Origin of the sequence: Janibacter sp. UYMM211, from assembly GCF_040547045.1 — a bacterium.
In the GTDB taxonomy this organism is placed as follows: Bacteria; Actinomycetota; Actinomycetes; order Actinomycetales; family Dermatophilaceae; genus Marihabitans; species Marihabitans melonis.
In genome coordinates this window covers 137,116-154,843 of the sequence record NZ_JBEPOY010000003.1, presented here as the reverse complement: position 1 = coordinate 154,843, position 17,728 = coordinate 137,116, and the positions used below count along the sequence as shown (strand labels likewise).

General features: G+C 74.3%; 21 protein-coding genes. 12 read left to right on the top strand and 9 right to left on the bottom strand.

Annotation, left to right across the window (positions count from 1 at the left end):
* Nucleotides 1-6: 6 nt before the first annotated feature.
* The gene (locus tag ABIB53_RS09945) at nt 7-519 is read right to left on the bottom strand and encodes an MSMEG_6728 family protein (protein WP_354588051.1); all 513 of its coding nucleotides are present in this window, start codon (nt 517-519) and stop codon (nt 7-9) included.
* A 104-nt stretch (nt 520-623) separates the two neighbouring features.
* On the opposite strand from ABIB53_RS09945, the gene ABIB53_RS09940 reads away from it, so the two are divergent.
* Nucleotides 624-1,415, top strand: a complete 792-nt coding sequence (locus ABIB53_RS09940) for an alpha/beta fold hydrolase (protein WP_123091780.1) — start codon at nt 624-626, stop codon at nt 1,413-1,415.
* Between the two features lie 163 nt (nt 1,416-1,578).
* Here ABIB53_RS09940 and ABIB53_RS09935 read toward each other — a convergent pair whose 3' ends face one another.
* On the bottom strand, nt 1,579-2,625 hold the full coding sequence (locus ABIB53_RS09935) for an NAD(P)/FAD-dependent oxidoreductase (protein ID WP_354588050.1): 1,047 nt from the start codon (nt 2,623-2,625) through the stop codon (nt 1,579-1,581).
* Nucleotides 2,626-2,690: 65 nt separating this feature from the next.
* Between ABIB53_RS09935 and ABIB53_RS09930 the strand changes: the two genes are divergently transcribed.
* From ABIB53_RS09930 to arfB, 7 genes are all read left to right on the top strand, one after another.
* Nucleotides 2,691-3,536 carry a UbiA family prenyltransferase gene (locus ABIB53_RS09930; RefSeq protein ID WP_354588049.1) on the top strand — a complete coding sequence of 282 codons (846 nt, stop codon included), beginning with the start codon at nt 2,691-2,693 and terminating at the stop codon, nt 3,534-3,536.
* Nucleotides 3,533-4,645, top strand: coding sequence for a type III polyketide synthase (locus ABIB53_RS09925; RefSeq protein WP_354588048.1), 1,113 nt, complete (start codon nt 3,533-3,535; stop codon nt 4,643-4,645). The genes ABIB53_RS09930 and ABIB53_RS09925 overlap by 4 nt, the downstream gene beginning before the upstream one ends.
* Nucleotides 4,642-5,199, top strand: coding sequence for an isoprenylcysteine carboxyl methyltransferase family protein (locus ABIB53_RS09920; RefSeq protein WP_251718887.1), 558 nt, complete (start codon nt 4,642-4,644; stop codon nt 5,197-5,199). The genes ABIB53_RS09925 and ABIB53_RS09920 overlap by 4 nt, the downstream gene beginning before the upstream one ends.
* Nucleotide 5,200: 1 nt before the next feature.
* Complete coding sequence (locus ABIB53_RS09915; RefSeq protein WP_354588047.1) at nt 5,201-5,989, top strand: MBL fold metallo-hydrolase; 789 nt, start codon at nt 5,201-5,203, stop codon at nt 5,987-5,989.
* Between the two features lie 2 nt (nt 5,990-5,991).
* Nucleotides 5,992-6,873 (top strand): DUF72 domain-containing protein, encoded by an 882-nt coding sequence (locus ABIB53_RS09910; RefSeq protein ID WP_354588046.1) that lies wholly within the window; start codon nt 5,992-5,994, stop codon nt 6,871-6,873.
* Between the two features lie 111 nt (nt 6,874-6,984).
* On the top strand, nt 6,985-7,458 hold the full coding sequence (locus tag ABIB53_RS09905; RefSeq protein ID WP_123091786.1) for a universal stress protein: 474 nt from the start codon (nt 6,985-6,987) through the stop codon (nt 7,456-7,458).
* 42 nt (nt 7,459-7,500) lie between these two features.
* Entirely contained in the window at nt 7,501-7,953 is a 453-nt protein-coding gene (arfB, locus tag ABIB53_RS09900; protein WP_201466977.1) for an alternative ribosome rescue aminoacyl-tRNA hydrolase ArfB, read from the top strand.
* Here the strand turns inward: arfB and ABIB53_RS09895 are convergent.
* From ABIB53_RS09895 to ABIB53_RS09885, 3 genes are all read right to left on the bottom strand, one after another.
* Complete coding sequence (locus ABIB53_RS09895) at nt 7,950-8,381, bottom strand: DUF309 domain-containing protein (protein ID WP_201466978.1); 432 nt, start codon at nt 8,379-8,381, stop codon at nt 7,950-7,952. The two genes, arfB and ABIB53_RS09895, sit on opposite strands and share 4 nt — an antisense overlap.
* Nucleotides 8,378-9,325, bottom strand: a complete 948-nt coding sequence (locus tag ABIB53_RS09890) for a VOC family protein (protein ID WP_354588045.1) — start codon at nt 9,323-9,325, stop codon at nt 8,378-8,380. The genes ABIB53_RS09895 and ABIB53_RS09890 overlap by 4 nt, the downstream gene beginning before the upstream one ends.
* A 96-nt stretch (nt 9,326-9,421) precedes the next feature.
* Entirely contained in the window at nt 9,422-10,453 is a 1,032-nt protein-coding gene (locus tag ABIB53_RS09885) for a TerC family protein (protein ID WP_354588044.1), read from the bottom strand.
* Between the two features lie 220 nt (nt 10,454-10,673).
* Between ABIB53_RS09885 and ABIB53_RS09880 the strand changes: the two genes are divergently transcribed.
* The gene (locus tag ABIB53_RS09880; RefSeq protein WP_354588043.1) at nt 10,674-11,885 is read left to right on the top strand and encodes a DUF8462 domain-containing protein; all 1,212 of its coding nucleotides are present in this window, start codon (nt 10,674-10,676) and stop codon (nt 11,883-11,885) included.
* A gap of 4 nt (nt 11,886-11,889) precedes the next feature.
* Here ABIB53_RS09880 and ABIB53_RS09875 read toward each other — a convergent pair whose 3' ends face one another.
* Nucleotides 11,890-12,345 carry a DUF4190 domain-containing protein gene (locus ABIB53_RS09875; RefSeq protein ID WP_354588042.1) on the bottom strand — a complete coding sequence of 152 codons (456 nt, stop codon included), beginning with the start codon at nt 12,343-12,345 and terminating at the stop codon, nt 11,890-11,892.
* Between the two features lie 115 nt (nt 12,346-12,460).
* Here ABIB53_RS09875 and tdh point away from each other — a divergent pair, with 115 nt between their 5' ends.
* Together tdh and ABIB53_RS09865 are read left to right on the top strand one after the other, a co-directional pair.
* Nucleotides 12,461-13,498: an L-threonine 3-dehydrogenase gene (tdh, locus tag ABIB53_RS09870; RefSeq protein ID WP_354588041.1), complete on the top strand. Its 1,038-nt coding sequence runs from the start codon at nt 12,461-12,463 to the stop codon at nt 13,496-13,498.
* Between the two features lie 4 nt (nt 13,499-13,502).
* Nucleotides 13,503-14,693, top strand: a complete 1,191-nt coding sequence (locus ABIB53_RS09865; RefSeq protein WP_191681915.1) for a glycine C-acetyltransferase — start codon at nt 13,503-13,505, stop codon at nt 14,691-14,693.
* Between the two features lie 95 nt (nt 14,694-14,788).
* On the opposite strand, the gene ABIB53_RS09860 is transcribed toward ABIB53_RS09865, so the two are convergent.
* The 3 genes from ABIB53_RS09860 to ABIB53_RS09850 are packed head-to-tail and all read right to left on the bottom strand — an operon-like array spanning nt 14,789 to nt 16,965.
* Nucleotides 14,789-15,415 carry an L-threonylcarbamoyladenylate synthase gene (locus tag ABIB53_RS09860; protein WP_123091792.1) on the bottom strand — a complete coding sequence of 209 codons (627 nt, stop codon included), beginning with the start codon at nt 15,413-15,415 and terminating at the stop codon, nt 14,789-14,791.
* A gap of 34 nt (nt 15,416-15,449) precedes the next feature.
* Nucleotides 15,450-16,496: an ArsO family NAD(P)H-dependent flavin-containing monooxygenase gene (locus ABIB53_RS09855; RefSeq protein ID WP_354588040.1), complete on the bottom strand. Its 1,047-nt coding sequence runs from the start codon at nt 16,494-16,496 to the stop codon at nt 15,450-15,452.
* The gene (locus tag ABIB53_RS09850) at nt 16,489-16,965 is read right to left on the bottom strand and encodes an OsmC family protein (protein ID WP_191681913.1); all 477 of its coding nucleotides are present in this window, start codon (nt 16,963-16,965) and stop codon (nt 16,489-16,491) included. The genes ABIB53_RS09855 and ABIB53_RS09850 overlap by 8 nt, the downstream gene beginning before the upstream one ends.
* A 107-nt stretch (nt 16,966-17,072) precedes the next feature.
* On the opposite strand from ABIB53_RS09850, the gene ABIB53_RS09845 reads away from it, so the two are divergent.
* On the top strand, nt 17,073-17,702 hold the full coding sequence (locus ABIB53_RS09845) for a histidine phosphatase family protein (protein ID WP_354588039.1): 630 nt from the start codon (nt 17,073-17,075) through the stop codon (nt 17,700-17,702).
* Nucleotides 17,703-17,728 lie beyond the last annotated feature (26 nt).

Sequence of the window (17,728 nt, the reverse complement as noted above, 5' to 3'; positions counted from 1 at the left end):
CGCAGGTCAGCGCGGCGGTGCGCCGCTGGTGGGCCCGCCAGGAGGGATGACCGCTCCCCCGTCCTCTCGACCGGGCGGCCACACGTACGGCAGACCCGGCTCGACGTCGTCGAAGAGCGCCCCGTAGTGCGCGGGGAGCTTGGAGAGGAGCGAGGAGCGGTGGCTGCGGTGGAAGGCCTCGTCGCCGAGCCATGACGGCAGCGCGCCCGCCGCGGCGAGCTCGTCTTGGGTGCGCACGGCCTCCACACCCGATCCCGCCAGATCGTCCCGGATCGTCGCGGCGCAGGTGTCGGCGAAGCCCCGCGCGACCCACACCTCGCAGCACGTGAGCGAGCACCGCCCGAGCGCCTCGAGGCAGCCGCGCCACATCGTCACGGCGGGGTGGTTGCGCCACCCGTAGCCCGGCACGGTGAGTCCTCGCACCACCTGGATGCACTCGACGCGCTGCTTGCCCAGACGCTTGTCGTCGAGAGCCTGCGCGGAGGCGGCGAAGTCGGCGTACGGCAGGAAGGTCTGCACGGTCCTCCTCGTCGGGTCTCGGGCCTGGAGGCTCGGCTGCCGGTTCGGCGCTCGAGCGGTGGCAGCTGCCACCCTCGCACGAGGCGGGGTGTGAGACTGCGCGGGTGACCCCCTTCGCCCGGCTCGTCGAGCGCGTCCACCGCCGCCGGCACGACGGGGTCGTCCGTCACCGCGTCGACGTCATGGGCACCACCACCGCCTGGGTCGAGCGGGCGCCCGAGGGGCCGCCGACGGCTCCTGCGCTCGTCCTCGTGCCCGGCCTGTCGATGTCGTGGCGGGCCTACCAGTGGCTCCTCGAGCACCTGCCCCGGGACCGCGTGGTCGTCGCCGTCGACCCGCCGGCGTCCGGTCGCACGGGACGTCCGCAGCGCGGTCTCGACGCCGACGCGCAGGCGACGCACGTCGCGGCCTTGCTCGACCACCTCGGGATCCGAGGCGTCGACCTCGTCGGCCACTCGCTCGGCGCCCTCACCGTGGCGCGGCTCGCGGGCTCGCGGCCGGACCTCGCCCGGCGGGTCGTGCTCGTCGGTCCCTCCCCCGACCCGCACCTGCCGCACGTCCGCGACCACCTCCGAGCCCTCGTTGGCGACGCGCGCCGCGAGCGGCCGCGAGTGCTCGTGCAGGCCGCGACCGACTACGTCCGGGCCAGCCCCGCGCTGCTGCCCGCCTTCGTCGCGCAGATCGGCACGAGCGCGACCGAGCTCATGGCCGGGGTCGTGGCCCCGACGACCGTGCTGCGCGGGGGCCGCGACGCGGTGGCCGGCCGCCGGTGGTGCGCCGACCTCGCCGCCGCGGTCGAGGACGGGCGCTCCCTCGTCCTGCCCGGCGGCACCCACGGGCTGCCGCAGCACGACCCGGCCGATCTCGCCGCCGTCCTGCGCGACGTCCTGCGCTGAGCCCCGCTCGTGGTCCGCGAGACCCGGTCACCGCCGGCCCGCGACGACCGGGTCTCGCGGACTCCGAGCGGGTCTCGGCGGGTAGGAGCTGTGGGGTGGGAGGTGTGGGGTCGGGTGGGGGTGGGTTATGTCGGGTTGGGCTCGGTCGGGTCGGTCGAGCCGGTCAGGCAGAGCCGATGGAGCGCACCGCGGCGCTGAAGACCCACGGCACGCGCGCGGCCGCGGGCACGACGAGCCGGCGCACGGGTCGCAGCCGGGTCGCGGTCACCAGGCCGAGGGTGAGGGCGGTGTGCCGGCGGGTGACCGCCCGCCACCTCGCGTCGTACGAGGCGGGGTCGTCGTCCGTGACCGCGGCCACCGCCGCCTCGCCCTGGGCGACGCCGAGCATCGTCCCCTCCCCCGTGAGCGCGTCGACGTAGCCCGAGGCGTCGCCGACGAGCAGCACCCGACCGGCGACACGGGCTCGGGTGCGCTGGCGCAGCGGCCCGGCGCCCCGGGCCGAGCTCGCGGCCGCGGCGTCGCCGACCCGCTCGAGCAGCGCCGGGAAGCCGGCGAGATGGGTCTCGAAGGGGGCCCGCCGCCGGGTGAGGACCGCGACCCCCACCATCGTGTCGTCGACCGGGGTGACGTAGGCCTCGGCGTCCCGGCCCCAGTGGACCTCGACGTGGTCGCTCCACGGCGCGACGGCGAAGTGCTGGCGCAGGCCGTAGCGCGGCGTGCCGGAGGCGGGGCGCTCGAGCCCCAGCGCACGGCGCGTCGGCGAGTGCAGGCCGTCGGCGGCCAGGAGGTAGCGCGCGCGCACGTGGGTCTGGCGCCCGTCGCGCGTCACCCGCACGGCGACACCGTCGGCGTCCTGGGTGATCTCGCCGGCCCGCCCGGTGACGAGCTCGACGTCGGCCACGCCGACGCCGTCGGCGAGCGCTGCGTGCAGGGTCGTGCGCCGCACGCCCCGTCCGGGCCCGCTGCCGAAGCCGGCCTGCGCCGACCGCTCCCCCGCCACGTAGCGGATGCCCTCGATCGGCACCCCTGCGGGGTCGACCCCGAGCGCGCGCAGGGCCTGCAGGCCCGCCGGCATGAGCCCCTCGCCGCACGCCTTGTCGACGACCCCGACGCGCTGCTCGACGACGGCGCAGGACAGGCCGGCGCGCCGCGCGTGGAGCGCGGTGGCCAGGCCGACGGGCCCACCTCCGATGATGACGACGTCGAGCACCGACCCATCATGACTGCCCACCTCGCAGACGGCGCCTGCGCGGCCCGCCCGGTTACCGTGGCGTGGTGCCGCAGACCCCTCGACGCCCCGTCCTGCGGGCAGCCCGCGGCCTGGCCCTGACGACCCACCCCGGCCCCGCCGTGGCGGTCACGGCCCTGAGCGCCCTGCTCTCCCGCGCGGCCTCCCTCCCCCTCTCGCGCGGCAGCCGCGTGATCACCGCCGTGGGGTGCGGTCAGCTCGTCATCGGGTGGACGAACGACCTCGTCGACGTCCAGCGCGACCGGGCCGTCGAGCGGGCCGACAAGCCGCTGGCGAAGGGGGACGTCTCCCCCGTCGCCGTGGGGTCGGCGGCCACCCTCGCCGCCGTGAGCTGCGTCGTCGCCTCGCTCGGCTGCGGGCGTCGCTCGGGCCTGACCCATCTCGGGCTCGTCGGCTGCGGGGTCGCCTACAACCTCGGCCTCAAGAGCACGTGGTGGTCCTTCGCGCCGTACGCGCTCGCCTTCGGCTCGCTTCCCTCCGTCGCGACCCTGGCGGCCCCCTCCCCCGCCCTCGCGCCGTGGCCGACGACAGCCGGGGCGGCGCTGCTCGGGGTCGGGGCCCACCTCGTCAACGCCCTGCCCGACCTCGAGGACGACGAGGCGACCGGCGTCGCCGGGCTGCCGCACCGCCTCGGCGAGCGCCGCACCCGGCAGCTCGTCGGCGCCGTCCTCCTCGGGTCCACGCTCGTCCTGCTCGCCGGGCGTCGTCCCCTTCGCCGGGCCGATCTCGCGCCGCTCGCGGCGACGCTCGCCCTCGTGCCCCCGGCGGTCCGCACCCGCGGCCGCTCCTCGCTCGCCGCGGTCGTCGCGATCGCGGGCGTCGACGTCGCCCTGCTCGGCAGGGGCCGACCCCGGAAGGATCCCCGTAGATGACCGCACCCCCGCTCGACCGCGCCAGCAGGCTCCGCTCGGTCGGCGCCGTCCTGCCGCCGTACCGCTACGACCAGACCGAGCTCACGACGATGTTCCTCGACATCCTCGGCGAGCAGGACATCCACCCCGAGGTCGTGCGGCGCACCCACGCCAACGCCGGCGTGAGCCAGCGCCACCTCGCGATCCCCGCCGAGCGCTACGCCGCGCTCGAGGACTTCGGGGCGGCCAACGACGCCTTCATCGAGGCCGCCGTCGAGCTCGGCGCGGCCGCCATGCTCGACGCGCTCTCTCAGGCCGGGCTCACCCCCTCCGACGTCGACCTCGTCATGTCGACCACCGTCACCGGGCTGGCCGTGCCCTCGCTCGAGGCCCGGATCGCGGCGCGGATCGGGCTGCGCCCCGACGTCAAGCGGGTGCCGCTCGTCGGTCTCGGCTGCGTCGCCGGCGCGGCCGGCGTCGCCCGCGTGCACGACTACCTGCTCGGACACCCGCACGACGTCGCCGTCCTCGTGGCCGTCGAGCTGTGCAGCCTCACCGTGCAGCGCGACGACGCGTCGATGGCCAACGTCGTCGCGAGCGGTCTCTTCGGCGACGGGGCGGCCGCGGTCGTCCTGACCGGGGCCGAGCGCGAGGCGCCCTCGCCGTCGACGAGCCCGGGCAGCGACGTCGTCGTCGTCGAGTCGCGCAGCCGGATGTACGCCGGCACGGAGCGCGCCATGGGCTGGGACATCGGGCAGACCGGGCTGAAGATCGTCCTCGGCGCCGAGGTGCCCGGACTCGTCCTGGCCAACCTGCGCGGCGACGTCGACGGCTTCCTCGCCGACCACGGGCTGACCCGCGACGACATCGGCTGGTGGGTCGCCCACCCGGGCGGGCCGAAGGTGCTCGAGGCCATGCAGGACGCGCTCGAGGTGCCCCGTGAGGCCCTCGGCATGACGTGGTCCTCGCTCGACCGCATCGGCAACCTCTCCTCCGCCTCGGTCCTGCACGTCCTCGCCGACACCCTGCGCGACCGGCCCCCGGCCCCGGGGACGCACGGGATGCTGCTCGCCATGGGCCCCGGCTTCTGCCTCGAGATGGTCCTGCTCCACGCGGAGGAGTCACGATGAGGTCCACGACCGCCTACTACGGGCTCGTCGCCGCCGTCGGGGTCGAGCGCCTCGTCGAGCTCGTCGTCGACCGCCGCAACCGCCGCTGGGCGGCCGAGCAGGGCGGCGTCGAGACCGGCGTCGGCCACTACCCGGCGATGGTCGCCCTCCACACCGGGCTGCTCGCCGGGTGCGTCCTCGAGGTGTCGAGGGCCCGGCGCCCCTTCGTCCCCGCCGTCGGCTGGCCGGCGGTCGCGGGTGTCGTCGCCGCGCAAGGCCTGCGCTGGTGGTGCATCCGCACCCTCGGGCGCCAGTGGAGCACGCGCATCGTCGTCATCCCGGGCGCGCAGCGGGTGACCTCCGGCCCCTACCGCGTCATCCCGCACCCGAACTACGTCGCCGTCGCGACCGAAGGGGTGGCCCTGCCCCTCGCGCACTCCGCGGGCGTCACCGCCACCGTCTTCACCGTCCTCAACACCGTCCTCCTGCGCCACCGCATCCGCCTCGAGGACGAGGCGCTGCGCTCCCTTCGCCCCGGCACCACCGCCGAGGAGGAGACACCCGAGAGGAGCTGACATGACCGATGCCACGCTCGAGTTCGTCGGGACCGCGACGAGCCTGCTGCGGCTGGGTCCCTTCACGGTCCTCACCGACCCGAACTTCCTGCACCGCGGGCAGCTGGCCTACCTCGGCAAGGGGCTGGCCAGCCGACGTCTCACCGAGCCCACCCGCACCCCGGCCAGCCTGCCCGAGCTCGACGCGATCGTCCTGTCGCACCTGCACGGCGACCACTTCGACCGGGTGGCCCGCCGCGAGCTGACGCGGGACCCGCCGTTGCTCACGACGCCCCAGGCCGCGCCCCGCCTCGACCGGTGGGGGTTCGACGCTGTCGGGCTGAGCACCTGGAGCAGCCACGAGCTCGAGCGTGACGGGGTCGGGCTGAGCATCACCTCGACGCCCGGACGGCACGCCCCGGGTCTCGCGCAGGCGCTGCTGCCGGCGGTCATGGGCTCGGTGCTCACCCTCGACACCGGCAGCGGCGAGCCCCTGCGGGTCTACGTCACCGGAGACACCCTCTACCGCGAGTCGCTGCGCGAGGTCGTGGAGCGCTGCGGCCCGGTCGACGCCATGGTCGTCCACCTCGGGGGCACCCGCGTGCTCGGCCTGCTCGTGACGATGGACGACGAGCAGGGCGCCCGTCTCGTGCAGACGATCCGCCCGAAGGTCACCGTGCCGGTGCACTTCGACGACTACCGGGTATTCCGGTCGCCGCGCGAGGACTTCGTCGCCCGCTTCGCCCGCGACGCGCTGCCCGGCGACCTGCGGGTCGTCGAGCGCGGCCGGACGATCTCGCTGGTGCCGTAGCCATGACGTACTACGTCGGGGTGTCCGGGTGGCGCTACCGCGCGTGGCGGGGCGACTTCTACCCGCAGGGGCTCGTCCAGCGCCGCGAGCTCGAGTACGTCGCGCAGCGGATGACCTCGGCGGAGATCAACGGCTCCTTCTACTCCCTGCAGCGCCCGTCGTCGTACGCGACCTGGCACGACGAGACGCCCGACGACTTCGTCTTCGCCGTCAAGGGCGGGCGCTTCATCACGCACATGAAGAAGCTGCGCGACGTCGAGACGCCGCTGGCGAACTTCTTCGCGTCCGGGGTGCTCGCGCTCGGCCGCAAGCTCGGACCGGTGCTGTGGCAGCTGCCCGCGCGGACGACCTTCGAGCCGGGCCGCGTCGGGGACTTCCTCGCGATGCTCCCCCGCACCCTCGACGAGACCGCGCGGCTCGCCCGCGGGCACGACGACAAGCTCGCCGAGGGTCGCGCGCTCGTCGACCTGCCCGACGGCCTCGACGGGCGCCGGAGGGTCCGGCACGCCCTCGAGCCGCGGCACCCGAGCTTCGACACCGACGAGGCCCGTGAGCTGCTGCGAGCCCACGACGTCGCAATGGTCGTCGCCGACAGCGCCGGTCGGTGGCCGCGCATGGAGGACTCGACGACCGACCTGCACTACGTGCGCCTGCACGGCGAGACCGAGCTCTACACGAGCGCGTACCCGCCGAGCTCGCTGGACCGCTGGGCCGAGCTGTGCCGCGAGTGGCACGACCAGGGGGGCGACGTGCACGTCTACCTCGACAACGACGCGCGAGGTCACGCGCCGCACGACGCCGTCGCGCTCCTGCAGCGGCTCGGCGGAGTGCCGGAGCACCGCGCGACCTTCCCCGGCGGCGCGACCGAGCAGGGCGGCGGCTGACCAGCGCCCGGGCCGTCGGCGCCGCTACGCTGACGTGGGACATGCAGGACGGGTCGCCCCGCGCTGGTGCTCGCGCGATCCCGCCACCCACCTCACCGAGGAGCCCCCGAGATGCACGTCCTCATCGCCACCGACGGCTCGAAGCAGTCGCTGCGGGCCGCCCGCCACCTCAAGACCTTCGCCGACCCCGCGAAGATCGACACGATCACCGTCCTCGCCGTGACCCGCCCCCTCGCGGCGCTGTCCTTCCACGACGAGATCTCGCCCGACGCGCGCCGGCCCAAGCCGATGGCCGAGGCGTCCTTCCGCGCCGAGGCCGAGGCGGCGGTCAAGGTCGTCGCCGCCGAGTTCGACGACTGGGAGGGCACGACGGTCAAGCGCAGCGTGCGCAGCGGCACCCCGTCGACGGAGATCATCCGGGCGGCCAAGCTCGGTGACGTCGGCCTCGTCGTGCTCGCCAACGGCAACCGCGGGCTGAGCGAGAGCATCCTCATCGGCAGCACCGCGGCCCGTGTGCAGGCGTCGGCGCCGTGCCCGGTCCTCGTCGTGCGCCCGACCCCGAGGCCGCGGCGGCGCAAGAGCTGACGGCGGACGCGGGGCACCGCACGGGTCGGGGATGATGCAGGCGTGAGCGACGCCGACCTGCGGGTGCCGCCGGGGCCTGGGATCCCCGGCGGTCTCGTCATCCCCGGCGGCGAGCTGCGAGAGCGCTTCTCGCGCAGCTCTGGACCGGGAGGGCAGGGCGTCAACACGACCGACTCCCGCACGCAGCTCTCCTTCGACGTGTCCACGACGACGGCTCTGACCGCGTCGCAGCGACGCCGGGTGCTCGACCGGCTCTCCGGCCGGCTCGTCGACGGGGTGCTCACGGTCGACGCCTCCGAGCACCGCTCGCAGCGCCAGAACAGGTCGACGGCACGCGACCGCCTCGCGGCCCTGCTGCGCGAGGCGCTCGCCCCTCCCCCGCCGCCACGGCGGGCGACCCGGCGCACCCGTGGCTCGCAGGAACGCCGGCTGGCGGCCAAGCGGGAGCGCTCGTCGACCAAGCGCGCCCGCTCCCGGCCGCACGGGGACGACTAGCCGGTCGGCGGGCCCGGGTGCGGCCCCCGGGCCCACGCGAGGACCTCGTCGAGATCCAGCCCGTAGGTAGGCCCGCCGGCGCGCTGGTAGGCCCCGACCCTCTCGCCCCCGCGCTCGACGAGGCGTCGCCCTCCGGTCTCGTTGCCCCGGGCGAGGTGGGTGATGCCGACGCAGACCTGCGCGAGCCCCTGCCAGAGGTCGCGCTCCGACGACGGGGCGGCCTTCCACCTCGCCTCGAGCACCTCGTGCGCCGAGAAGGGGCGCCCCTCGCGCAGCAGCCGACGCGCCTCCTCGATCGTCTCGAGCGGCGGCAGGGGGTCCTCGCCCACCGGCTCTACCCCGGTCGCCCCGTAGGGCAGCGGTCGGCCGAGGGCGTCGCGCGGGCGGGACTGGCGCGGGCGCCCCTCGTCGTCGCGGTCGCGGCTCATGACGACCTCATCTCGTCGGGCAGCTGCAGGGCGACGACCCGCCCCGACGCGACCTCGTCCTCACCGGCGGTCATCGTCAGCGCGACGGTGACCTTGCGGCCCTTGACCTCCTCGACCCGCCCGCGCACGACGAGCTCGACGCCCATCGGGGTGGGGCGCTGGTAGCGCACCTCGAGCGTGCCGGTGACGTAGCGCAGCGACCCGTCGCTCTGGAGGTCGAGACCGGCGGCGTGCGTCCCGCCGAGCGCGGCCGACCCGGTGCCCGAGCAGTCGAGGACGGAGGCGACGAGCCCGCCGTAGACGTAGCCCGGCATCGCCGTCTGCTCGGGACCGGGGGTGAAGCGGGTGATCGTCTCGGTGCGCGACCCGTCGGCCCACCGGGTCTTGAGGTGGTGCCCGAAGGGGTTGCGTGCCCCGCAGCCGTAGCAGTGGGCCGCGTCGGCGGGGTAGTGGTCCTGGACGGCCGGTCCCGTCTCGGCCGGTGCGGCAGCGGCGTCGGCGGCCTCGGCCCGCCGGGTGCCCAGCCAGCGCCGGCTCGCCTCGACGAGCGAGTCCCCGAGCGGCGTCGGGTTGTGGGCGACCTCCCAGCGGTAGCCGTCCGGGTCGGCGAAGTAGCCCGAGTACCCGCCCCACTCCCGTCGCTGCCCCGCGGTGACCTGCGCACCGGCCGCGACTGCGTCGGCGAGCACCGCGTCGACCTGGTCGGCATCGGTGACGTTGTGCGCGAGGGTGATCGGCGCGATCCCCTCGGCCGGCTCGCCGACCTCGGCGACGAAGCCGGCGCGGTCCCACAGCGAGAGGACGAGGCCGTGGGCGAGGGGCAGGAAGAGCACCTCCCCCGGCTCGTGGAGGACCGGCTCCCAGCCGAGCCCGTCGACGTAGAAGTCGTGCGACCGCCCGACGTCGGCGACGGCCAGGGTGACGAAGTTCGCGCGCTGCTCCATGTCCGCCACGCTAGCCCGGCCCCGCCGCACGAGCAGGTGCGACGGGGCCGGGCATCGGTGCGGGCGGCTCGGCCGGCACCGAGGTGGGAGAGGAGGTCAGTGCGAGCTGCCGGCCTCCTGCGTCGTCGGCTCCTCGTCCCGGGCGTCGCGGCGGTTGGCCATGAGGCTCGTGATCGTCGTGATCGTCAGCGCGCCGACGATGACGCCGAGCGAGGCGAGGGTCGGGATCGTCGGGACCGACTCCCACACCCCGTGCGCCCAGTGGAGGATGAGCTTGACCGAGATGAAGGCGAGGATCGCCGCGAGACCGTAGCCGAGGTGGCGCAGCTTGCCGATCATCCCCTCGAGGACGAAGTACAGGGCGCGCAGGCCGAGCAGGGCGAAGGCGTTGGTGACGAAGACGAGGTAGGGGTCGCCGGTGATGCCGTACACGGCGGGCACGGAGTCGATCGCGAAGATGAGGTCGGTGCCGAGGATGGCGAGGACGACGAGCGCGAGCGGGGTCAGCGCCTTGCGACCGCGCTCACCGACGACCATCTTCGTGCCGCGGTAGTCGTCGGTCACCGGGTAAAGGCGACGGGCGAGGCGCACGATCTTCAGCTCGTCGACGTCGACGCTGTGCTCGCCGGAGCGGGCGTCGCGCAGGACGGTCCACGCGGTGAAGAGCAGGATCGCGCCGAAGAGGAGGAACATCCACGAGAAGCGCGCGATGAGCGCCGCGCCGACGGCGATGAAGGCACCCCGCATGACGAGGGCCCCGACGATGCCGATGAGCAGGACGCGCTGCTGCAGCACCCGCGGCACCGCGAAGCTCGTGAGGATGAGGATGAAGATGAAGAGGTTGTCGACGGAGAGCGACTTCTCCACGAGGTAGCCCGTGTAGTACTCGACGCCGATCTGGGAGCCGTGCCGGTTCCACACCCACAGCCCGAAGGCGAGGGGCAGGGCGATGTAGAAGGCCGACCAGCCGACGGCCTCCTTCATGGAGACCTCGTGCGGGCGCCGGGTGAGCAGGAAGTCGAGGGCGACGAGCGCCAGGACGCCGGCGATCGTCACCCACCACAAGGTGGCGTCCGCGATGGACTCGATACCGGGAGCGGCCGAGGCGGCCGAGGACAGGGAAGACACAGCAAAGACCTCGCATCGTCGAGCGGTGCGAGGTCTCCTTCGCCCGACGCCGGGCCGTGCACCGGGCGGGGCATGGACCCCGCGGAATGACCGGCGACACGCTGGGAAGTACTCCCCTCGTGGTTGCACATTAAACCAGGCGCGCCCTCAGCGGGGCAAAGCAGCGGGGGTGTCGTACCCCTCCCCTACAGTCGGTGACACCTGCCCGATGTGTAACAAGGTGTCACAGGAGGACGCGACGATGCGCAACCCGTACACCCCCGGTGAGCTGCCCCGCGTCCTCGCCGGGCGGGAGGACCAGCAGCACCGCATCCGCGGTGTCCTCAGCCGGGTGAGCGCGTACGGCGAGACCGGCGGCCCGCCCGTCGTCTTCCTCGGCCCGCGCGGCGTCGGCAAGACCTCCTTGCTGCGCGAGGCGCAGCGCGACGCCGACGAGCACGGGTTCCTCACCGTGTGGGTCTCCTGCCACCACGGCGCCCCCTTCCTGCCCGACCTCGTCAGCCGGGTCGACCACGCCCTGCGGGCGGCGGACGTCGTGGCGAAGGGGGACCGCCGCTCCCTCCGCCTCGACGAGATCGCCGTCGAGATCGGCGTCCCGACCGGGGTCAAGGTCTCCGCCCGGGCTGCCCCCGACGAGGGGGGCGGCGCCGAGACGGGCGCCCGGGTCTCGGCTCTCGAGGACCTCCTGCACGGCACGGCGACCCGGGTGCGCGAGCGCGGCGGGTCCGGCCTGCTCGTGCTCGTCGACGAGCTCCACGCCCCGAGCCGGACCGACCTCGCGGTCCTGCTCAACGCGATGCAGAACCTCGCGGGCGGGCGGGAGGACTCCCCCTTCGCCCTCGTCTGCGCCGGCCTCCCCTCGAGCGTCTCCGTCCTCACCCGGGCGGCCACCTTCGCCGAGCGCAGCACCTTCGTCACCCTGCCGCCGCTCGCGCCCGGGGCCGCGGCCCAGGCGGTGGGCGAGCCCGCCGAGCAGCTCGGCGTCGGCTGGACCGGTCCGGCGCTCGCCGAGGTCGTCGAGCGCGCCCAGGGCTTCCCCTACCTGCTCCAGGTGCTCGCCCACGCGACCTGGCAGAGCGCCTCGCCGGTGGCCGGCGACCGGCTCGGGGTCGCCGACGTCCGCGCCGGGCTCCCCCTCGTCGAGGCACAGCTCGACGCCATGTTCGCCGCCCGGTGGGGTGCGGCCACCCCGCTCGAGCAGCACCTGCTGACCGTCATGGCGCACGCGGGCAGCGCGAGCGTGACCCGCGCCGAGATCGCGGCGGGCATGGGCCGCTCGACCCAGTCGCTCGGCATGCCCCGCGAGCGGCTCATCGACAAGGGCATCGTCGAGCCCGCCGGGCACGGCCGGCTCCGCTTCACGATGCCCGGCTTCGCCGAGTACCTGCGGGCGACGACGGCGACGGGCGACGCCAGCCGCCCCTCGACGTGACGGGTCAGGACCCGGCGACCATCGCGGCGAAGAGCCCGGCGTAGAAGAGGACGAAGATCGCGACGACGGCGACGCCGACTCCGAGGAGCACCGTGCCGACGATGCCGAGGATGCGCCCGATCGAGACGAAGTCGCGGTGGCCGTAGCGCCCCGGGCTCGCGTCGATCTCGCGCAGGGCCTGGTTGCCGAGGTACCACGCGATCGGCGAGGTGACCCACACCCCCATGATGCCGACGATGCCGAGCACGAGGATCGTCACCGCCTGGGGGTGGTCGGGCGGCATCTGCGCCATCTGCGGGAAGGGGTGCGGCGCCCACGGGGCGGCCGCGGCACCCGGCACCTGCTGCTGCGGTGCCGGGTGCGTGCTCCCGGACGCGGGGATCTCGGTCGTGGTGCCGGCCCCCGCCGGACCGGTGACCGGGCCCTGCTCGACGTCGTCGCCCCTGCTCTCCTGCGTCATGCCCGCACCCTACGCGGGGGCCGTCAGGGCGACGATGGGGAGATCTCCCCCGGCCGCGCTACCGTGACCTCGGTCTCGACGCGGAGACCTCCCCCGACCCGTCAGGAGATCGACGATGCGTGCGCTGGTCAAGACCCGTCCCGGACCAGGTCTGGAGCTGGTCGACATGCCCGAGCCGACGCCCGGGCCGCGCGACGTCAAGATCCGCGTGCTGCGCGCCGGCCTGTGCGGCACCGACCTGCACCTACACGACTGGGACCGCTGGGCCGCCTCCACGGTCACGACCCCCCTCGTCCTCGGCCACGAGTTCAGCGGCGTCGTCGCCGAGGTCGGCTCCGACGTCACCGACGTCGAGGTCGGGGCGCTCGTCTCGGGCGAGGGCCACGTCGTGTGCGGCCGCTGCCGCAGCTGCCGGGCCGGCCGCCGTCACCTGTGCATCAACACCTCGAGCGTCGGGGTCAACCGCGACGGCGCCTTCGCCGACTACGTCGTCATCCCGGCGACCAACGTCTGGGTCCAGCCCGAGGACTTCGACCCCGACCTCGCCGCGGTCTTCGACCCGCTGGGCAACGCGACCCACACGACCTTGTCCTTCCCGCTCGCCGGCGAGGACGTCGTCGTCACCGGCGCCGGACCCATCGGTGTGATGTCGGTGGCGATCGCCCGGCACGTCGGCGCCCGCTACATCGCGGTCACCGACCTCTCCGACGAGCGTCTCGAGCTGGCCCGAGCCGCCGGAGCCGACATCTGCGTCAACCCGGCCCAGACCGACCTCAGCCAGGTGATGCGCGACCTCGGGATGCGCGAGGGCTTCGACGTCGGGCTGGAGATGAGCGGCGCTCCCCCGGCCGTGGCGTCGATGATCGACCACATGAACCACGGCGGGCGGATCGCGATGCTCGGTCTGCCCGGCGAGCCCTACCCCGTGGACTGGGGCAAGGTCATCACCCACATGATCACCATCAAGGGCATCTACGGCCGCGAGATGTACGACACCTGGTACGCCATGAGCGCGATGCTCTCGACGTCTCGCCCCCTTCGTGATGCGGTCACCTCCGTCATCACCCACCGCTACCCCGCCACCGACTGGGAGACGGCCTTCGACACCGCCCGATCGGGGCGGTGCGGCAAGGTCGTCATGGACTGGAGCTGATCGCATGTACACCATCGAGGACGACCTGGCCGCCGAGCTCGCCGAGATCGAGGCCGCCGGGCTCACCAAGCACGAGCGGCTCATCACGACCGCCCAGTCGGCGCACATCGCGACCTCGCGGGGCGAGGCGCTGAACTTCTGCGCCAACAACTACCTCGGCCTGGCCAACCACCCCGAGATCGTCGCCGCCGCCCACCGGGCCCTCGACGAGTCCGGTTTCGGCATGGCGAGCGTGCGCTTCATCTGCGGCACCCAGACCGGGCACCGCGAGCTCGAGCGGGCGATCGCGGACTTCGTCGGCACGCAGGACGCGATCCTCTTCCCGTCGTGCTTCGACGCGAACGGCGGCATCTTCGAGGTGCTGCTCGGGCCCGAGGACGTCATCATCTCCGACGCGCTCAACCACGCGTCGATCATCGACGGCGTGCGCCTGAGCAAGGCCCAGCGCCGCCGCTACGCCAACCGCGACATGGCCGACCTGCGCACCCAGCTCGAGGAGGCGAAGGGGGCCCGCCGCGTCCTCGTCGTCACCGACGGCGCCTTCTCCATGGACGGCTACCTCGCCCCGCTGGAGCAGATCTGCGACCTCGCCGACGAGTTCGGCGCGCTCGTCATGGTCGACGACTCGCATGCCACCGGCTTCGTCGGCGAGGGCGGCCGCGGCTCGCACGAGGCGTGCGGCGTCATGGACCGCGTCGACATCATGACCGGCACGCTCGGCAAGGCGCTGGGCGGCGGCAGCGGCGGTTACGTCGCGGCCCGTCAGGGCGTCGTCGACCTGCTCAAGCAGCGTGCCCGGCCCTACCTCTTCTCCAACGCCGTCGCGCCGGCCGTCGTCGCCGGCTCGCTGCGGGCGCTGGAGATCGCGCGCGACTCCGACGAGCCGCGTCAGGTGCTGCGCCGCAACGCCGAGCTCTTCCGCGCGCTCATGGGCGAGGCGGGCTTCGAGCTGCTGCCCGGCGAGCACGCGATCGTCCCGGTGATGTTCCCGGGCGAGGACGGCGCGCGCCAGGCCGGCCTGGTCGCCGACCGCATGCTCGAGCTCGGCATCTACGTCATCGCCTTCTCCTACCCCGTCGTGCCGAAGGGGCAGGCCCGCATCCGCGTCCAGCTCTCCGCCGCGCACAGCGAGGACGACGTGCGGGCGTGCGTCTCCGCCTTCGTCCAGGCCCGCGAGGACGTCGCCGCCGCCTGACTCCCCATTTTCCCGCCCAGGGCGGGAAAGCTCGACCTCGGGAAGGAACCTTTCCTTCCCGAGGTCGAAGCTTGTTTCCCGAAGGGGCGTCCCGGTCAGCCCTCGACGAAGGGGTGTGCGTCACCGGCGCCCTGACGGGCGATCTCGGCGGTGCCCGAGCTGTAGTCGACGACCGTCGTCGGGGCGGTGCTCACCTCGCCAGCGTCGATGACGACGTCGACGGCGTGGTCGAGCTCCTCCTTGACGTCCCACCCGAAGACCGGGGTCTCCTCCTGACCGGGCAGGAGGAGGGTGCTCGAGAGCATCGGCTCGCCGAGCTCGGCGAGCAGCGCCTGGACGACCGGGTTGTCGGGGATGCGCACGCCGACCGTCTTCTTCTTCGCGTGGAGCAGGCGCCGGGGCACCTCCTTCGTCGCCGGGAGGATGAAGGTGTACGGCCCGGGCGTCGTCGCCCGCACCGTGCGGAAGACGTGGTTGTCGACGTGGACGAGCTGGCCGAGCTGGGCGAAGTCGCGGCACAGCAGCGTGTAGTGGTGCTTGTCGTCGAGCCGCCGGATGTCGCGGATCCGGTCCTTGATGCTCTGGTCGTCGAGCCGCCCGCCGAGCGCGTAGCCGGAGTCGGTGGGGAAGGCGACGAGGGCGCCCTCGCGGATGCGCGCGACGACCTGACCGATCGTGCGCGGCTGGGGGTTGTCCGGGTGCACTTCGACGAAGGTGGCCATGAGGCCAGGGTAGGACGCACGGGGCGCCACCGGATCAGTCGCGGGCCAGCTCCTGCGCGAGCGTCGTCGCGAGGGCACGGGCGGGCCGCCCCACGCCGATGAGGGTCGCCGACGCCGGGCCGGTCCAGTCGCCGTAGCCGACGAAGGCCACCCGCGGGTCCGTGACCGAGCGGGCCCCGTCGACGACGGGGATGCCGTCGCGGGTGCGCAGGCGCAGGGAGCGCAGGTGCCGCAGCGCCGGGCGGAAGCCGGTCGCCCACACGACCGCGTCGAGGTCGACGTGCTCGCGCCCGATGACCGCCCCGGTCGCGTCCATCCGGTCGAACATCGCCCGCAGGCGCAGCGCCCCCTTCGCCCGGGCCTCGCGCACGCTGGGCATCGCGACGATCGTCCCCGCGAGCTCGGACTCGAGGTCGCGGGCATCACCGGTGATCCGGGCGCTCGCCCGCTCGAAGAGGTAGCGCCCGTCGACGTCGTCGGGCAGGAAGCGCAGCCGACCGAGGGAGGCGAGGTGCACGCGGTCGGCGTGCCCGAGCAGGTCGGCGGTGATCTGCACGCCGGAGTTGCCGCCGCCGACGACGGCGACCTGCTGCCCCACGAAGGGCTCGGGCCCGCGGTAGTGGGCGGAGTGCACCTGCGTGCCCTCGAAGCAGGTGGCGCCCTCGACGAGCGGGACGAAGGGGGCCCGCCACGTCCCCGTCGCGCTCACGACGTACCGGGCGCGCACGCTCCCCTCGCCGGTGACGACGTCGAGGCCGTCGTCGTCCGCACGCACGTCGCTCACGTGGACGCCTCGGCGGACGGGCACGTCGTAGCGCTCCTCGTAGGCGGCGAGGTAGGCGAGCACGTGGTCGACGGGCGGGAAGGCGTCGGGGTGCTCGGGCATCATCCACCCGGGCAGCGAGGAGTATCCCGACGGGGAGAAGAGGCGCAGCGAGGGCCACGTGCGCCGCCACGCGCCGCCGGGCTCCTCCTGCTCGTCGAGCACGACGTGGTCGACGCCGTGCCGGCGCAGCCAGTAGCTCGTGGCCAGCCCGGCCTGGCCCCCGCCGACGACGACGACGTCGGCGCGGTCAGCCATCCGTCTCCGGCGCCTGCTCCTGCATGCGGATCGGCGTCCCGCGCTGGACGGTGCGGGAGACCGTGCACAGCCGGTCGCGCGACTGGGCGACGGCGCGCGGCAGCATCTCGCGAGCCCGGTCACCCTCCTCGCCCGCGGGGAAGCGCAGGGTGAAGGTGACGTCGAGGTCGACCATGTGGTTGCCGTCCTGCGGCGTCGAGGTCTTCGTGCCGCTCGCGACGACCTCGAAGTGCTCGGGCTCGGCGCGCCGGCTCGTGATGTGGTCGACGTCGACGGCGCTGCACCCGGCGATGGCCGCGAGAAGGAGCTCGACGGGCGTGAAGTCGTCGTCCTCACCGCTGCCCAGGGCGATGCTGCCGCCGCGGGCGTTGCGCGCCTCGTAGCGCCCCAGGCCGGTGCGGGACAACGAGACCTCGCGATGCCCCGGTCCGCTCCCGCCGGTCGTCTCGGCGTCGTCCTGCTGGCTCATCGCGCTCCTGGGGTCGAGGGGAGATCGGGGTGCGCGTCCCATCTTCGCCAGAGCGGGTCGCCCGCGCCACCCGGTGACCAGGGCTGGGATCGTCCTACGGTGGCGCCATGACCTCCCACGGCCACGGCCGCCTCGTCCTCGTCCGCCACGGCCAGACGCAGTGGAGCCGCGACGGGCGCCACACCGGGCTCACCGACCTGCCGCTGCTGCCCGAGGGAGAGGCCGACGCGGCCTCCCTTCGCCCCTACCTCGCCCGCTTCGACCTCGCTCTCGTCCTGTCCTCCGACCTCGGACGGGCGCTGCGGACGGCCGAGCTCGCGGGGCTCTCGCCCGATGTCGACCCGGACCTGCGCGAGTGGGACTACGGCGGGGCCGAGGGCCGCACCACCGAGCAGGTCCGCGAGGACGAAGGGGGTCGGTGGACCGTCTTCGACGGCGTGCCGCCGGGGCAGACCCCGGGCGAGACCGTCGAGGAGGTGGCCGCGCGCGCCTCTCGCGTCCTCGCCCGGGTGCGGCCGGTGCTCGAGGGCGAGCACGCGGCCCCGGCCGACGTCTGCCTCGTCGGGCACGGGCACGCCCTGCGCATCCTCACCGCGGTCTGGCTCGGGCACTCCCCCCGCCTGGCCGCCCAGCTCGAGCTCTCCCCCGGCTCGCTCAGCCTGCTCGGCCGCTACCGCGAGGACGCGTCGGTCGTCGCGTGGAACGTGCCCGCCGCCGGTCTCGACGCCATCGTCTGACCCCCTTCGCCCGGCACCCCTTCGCC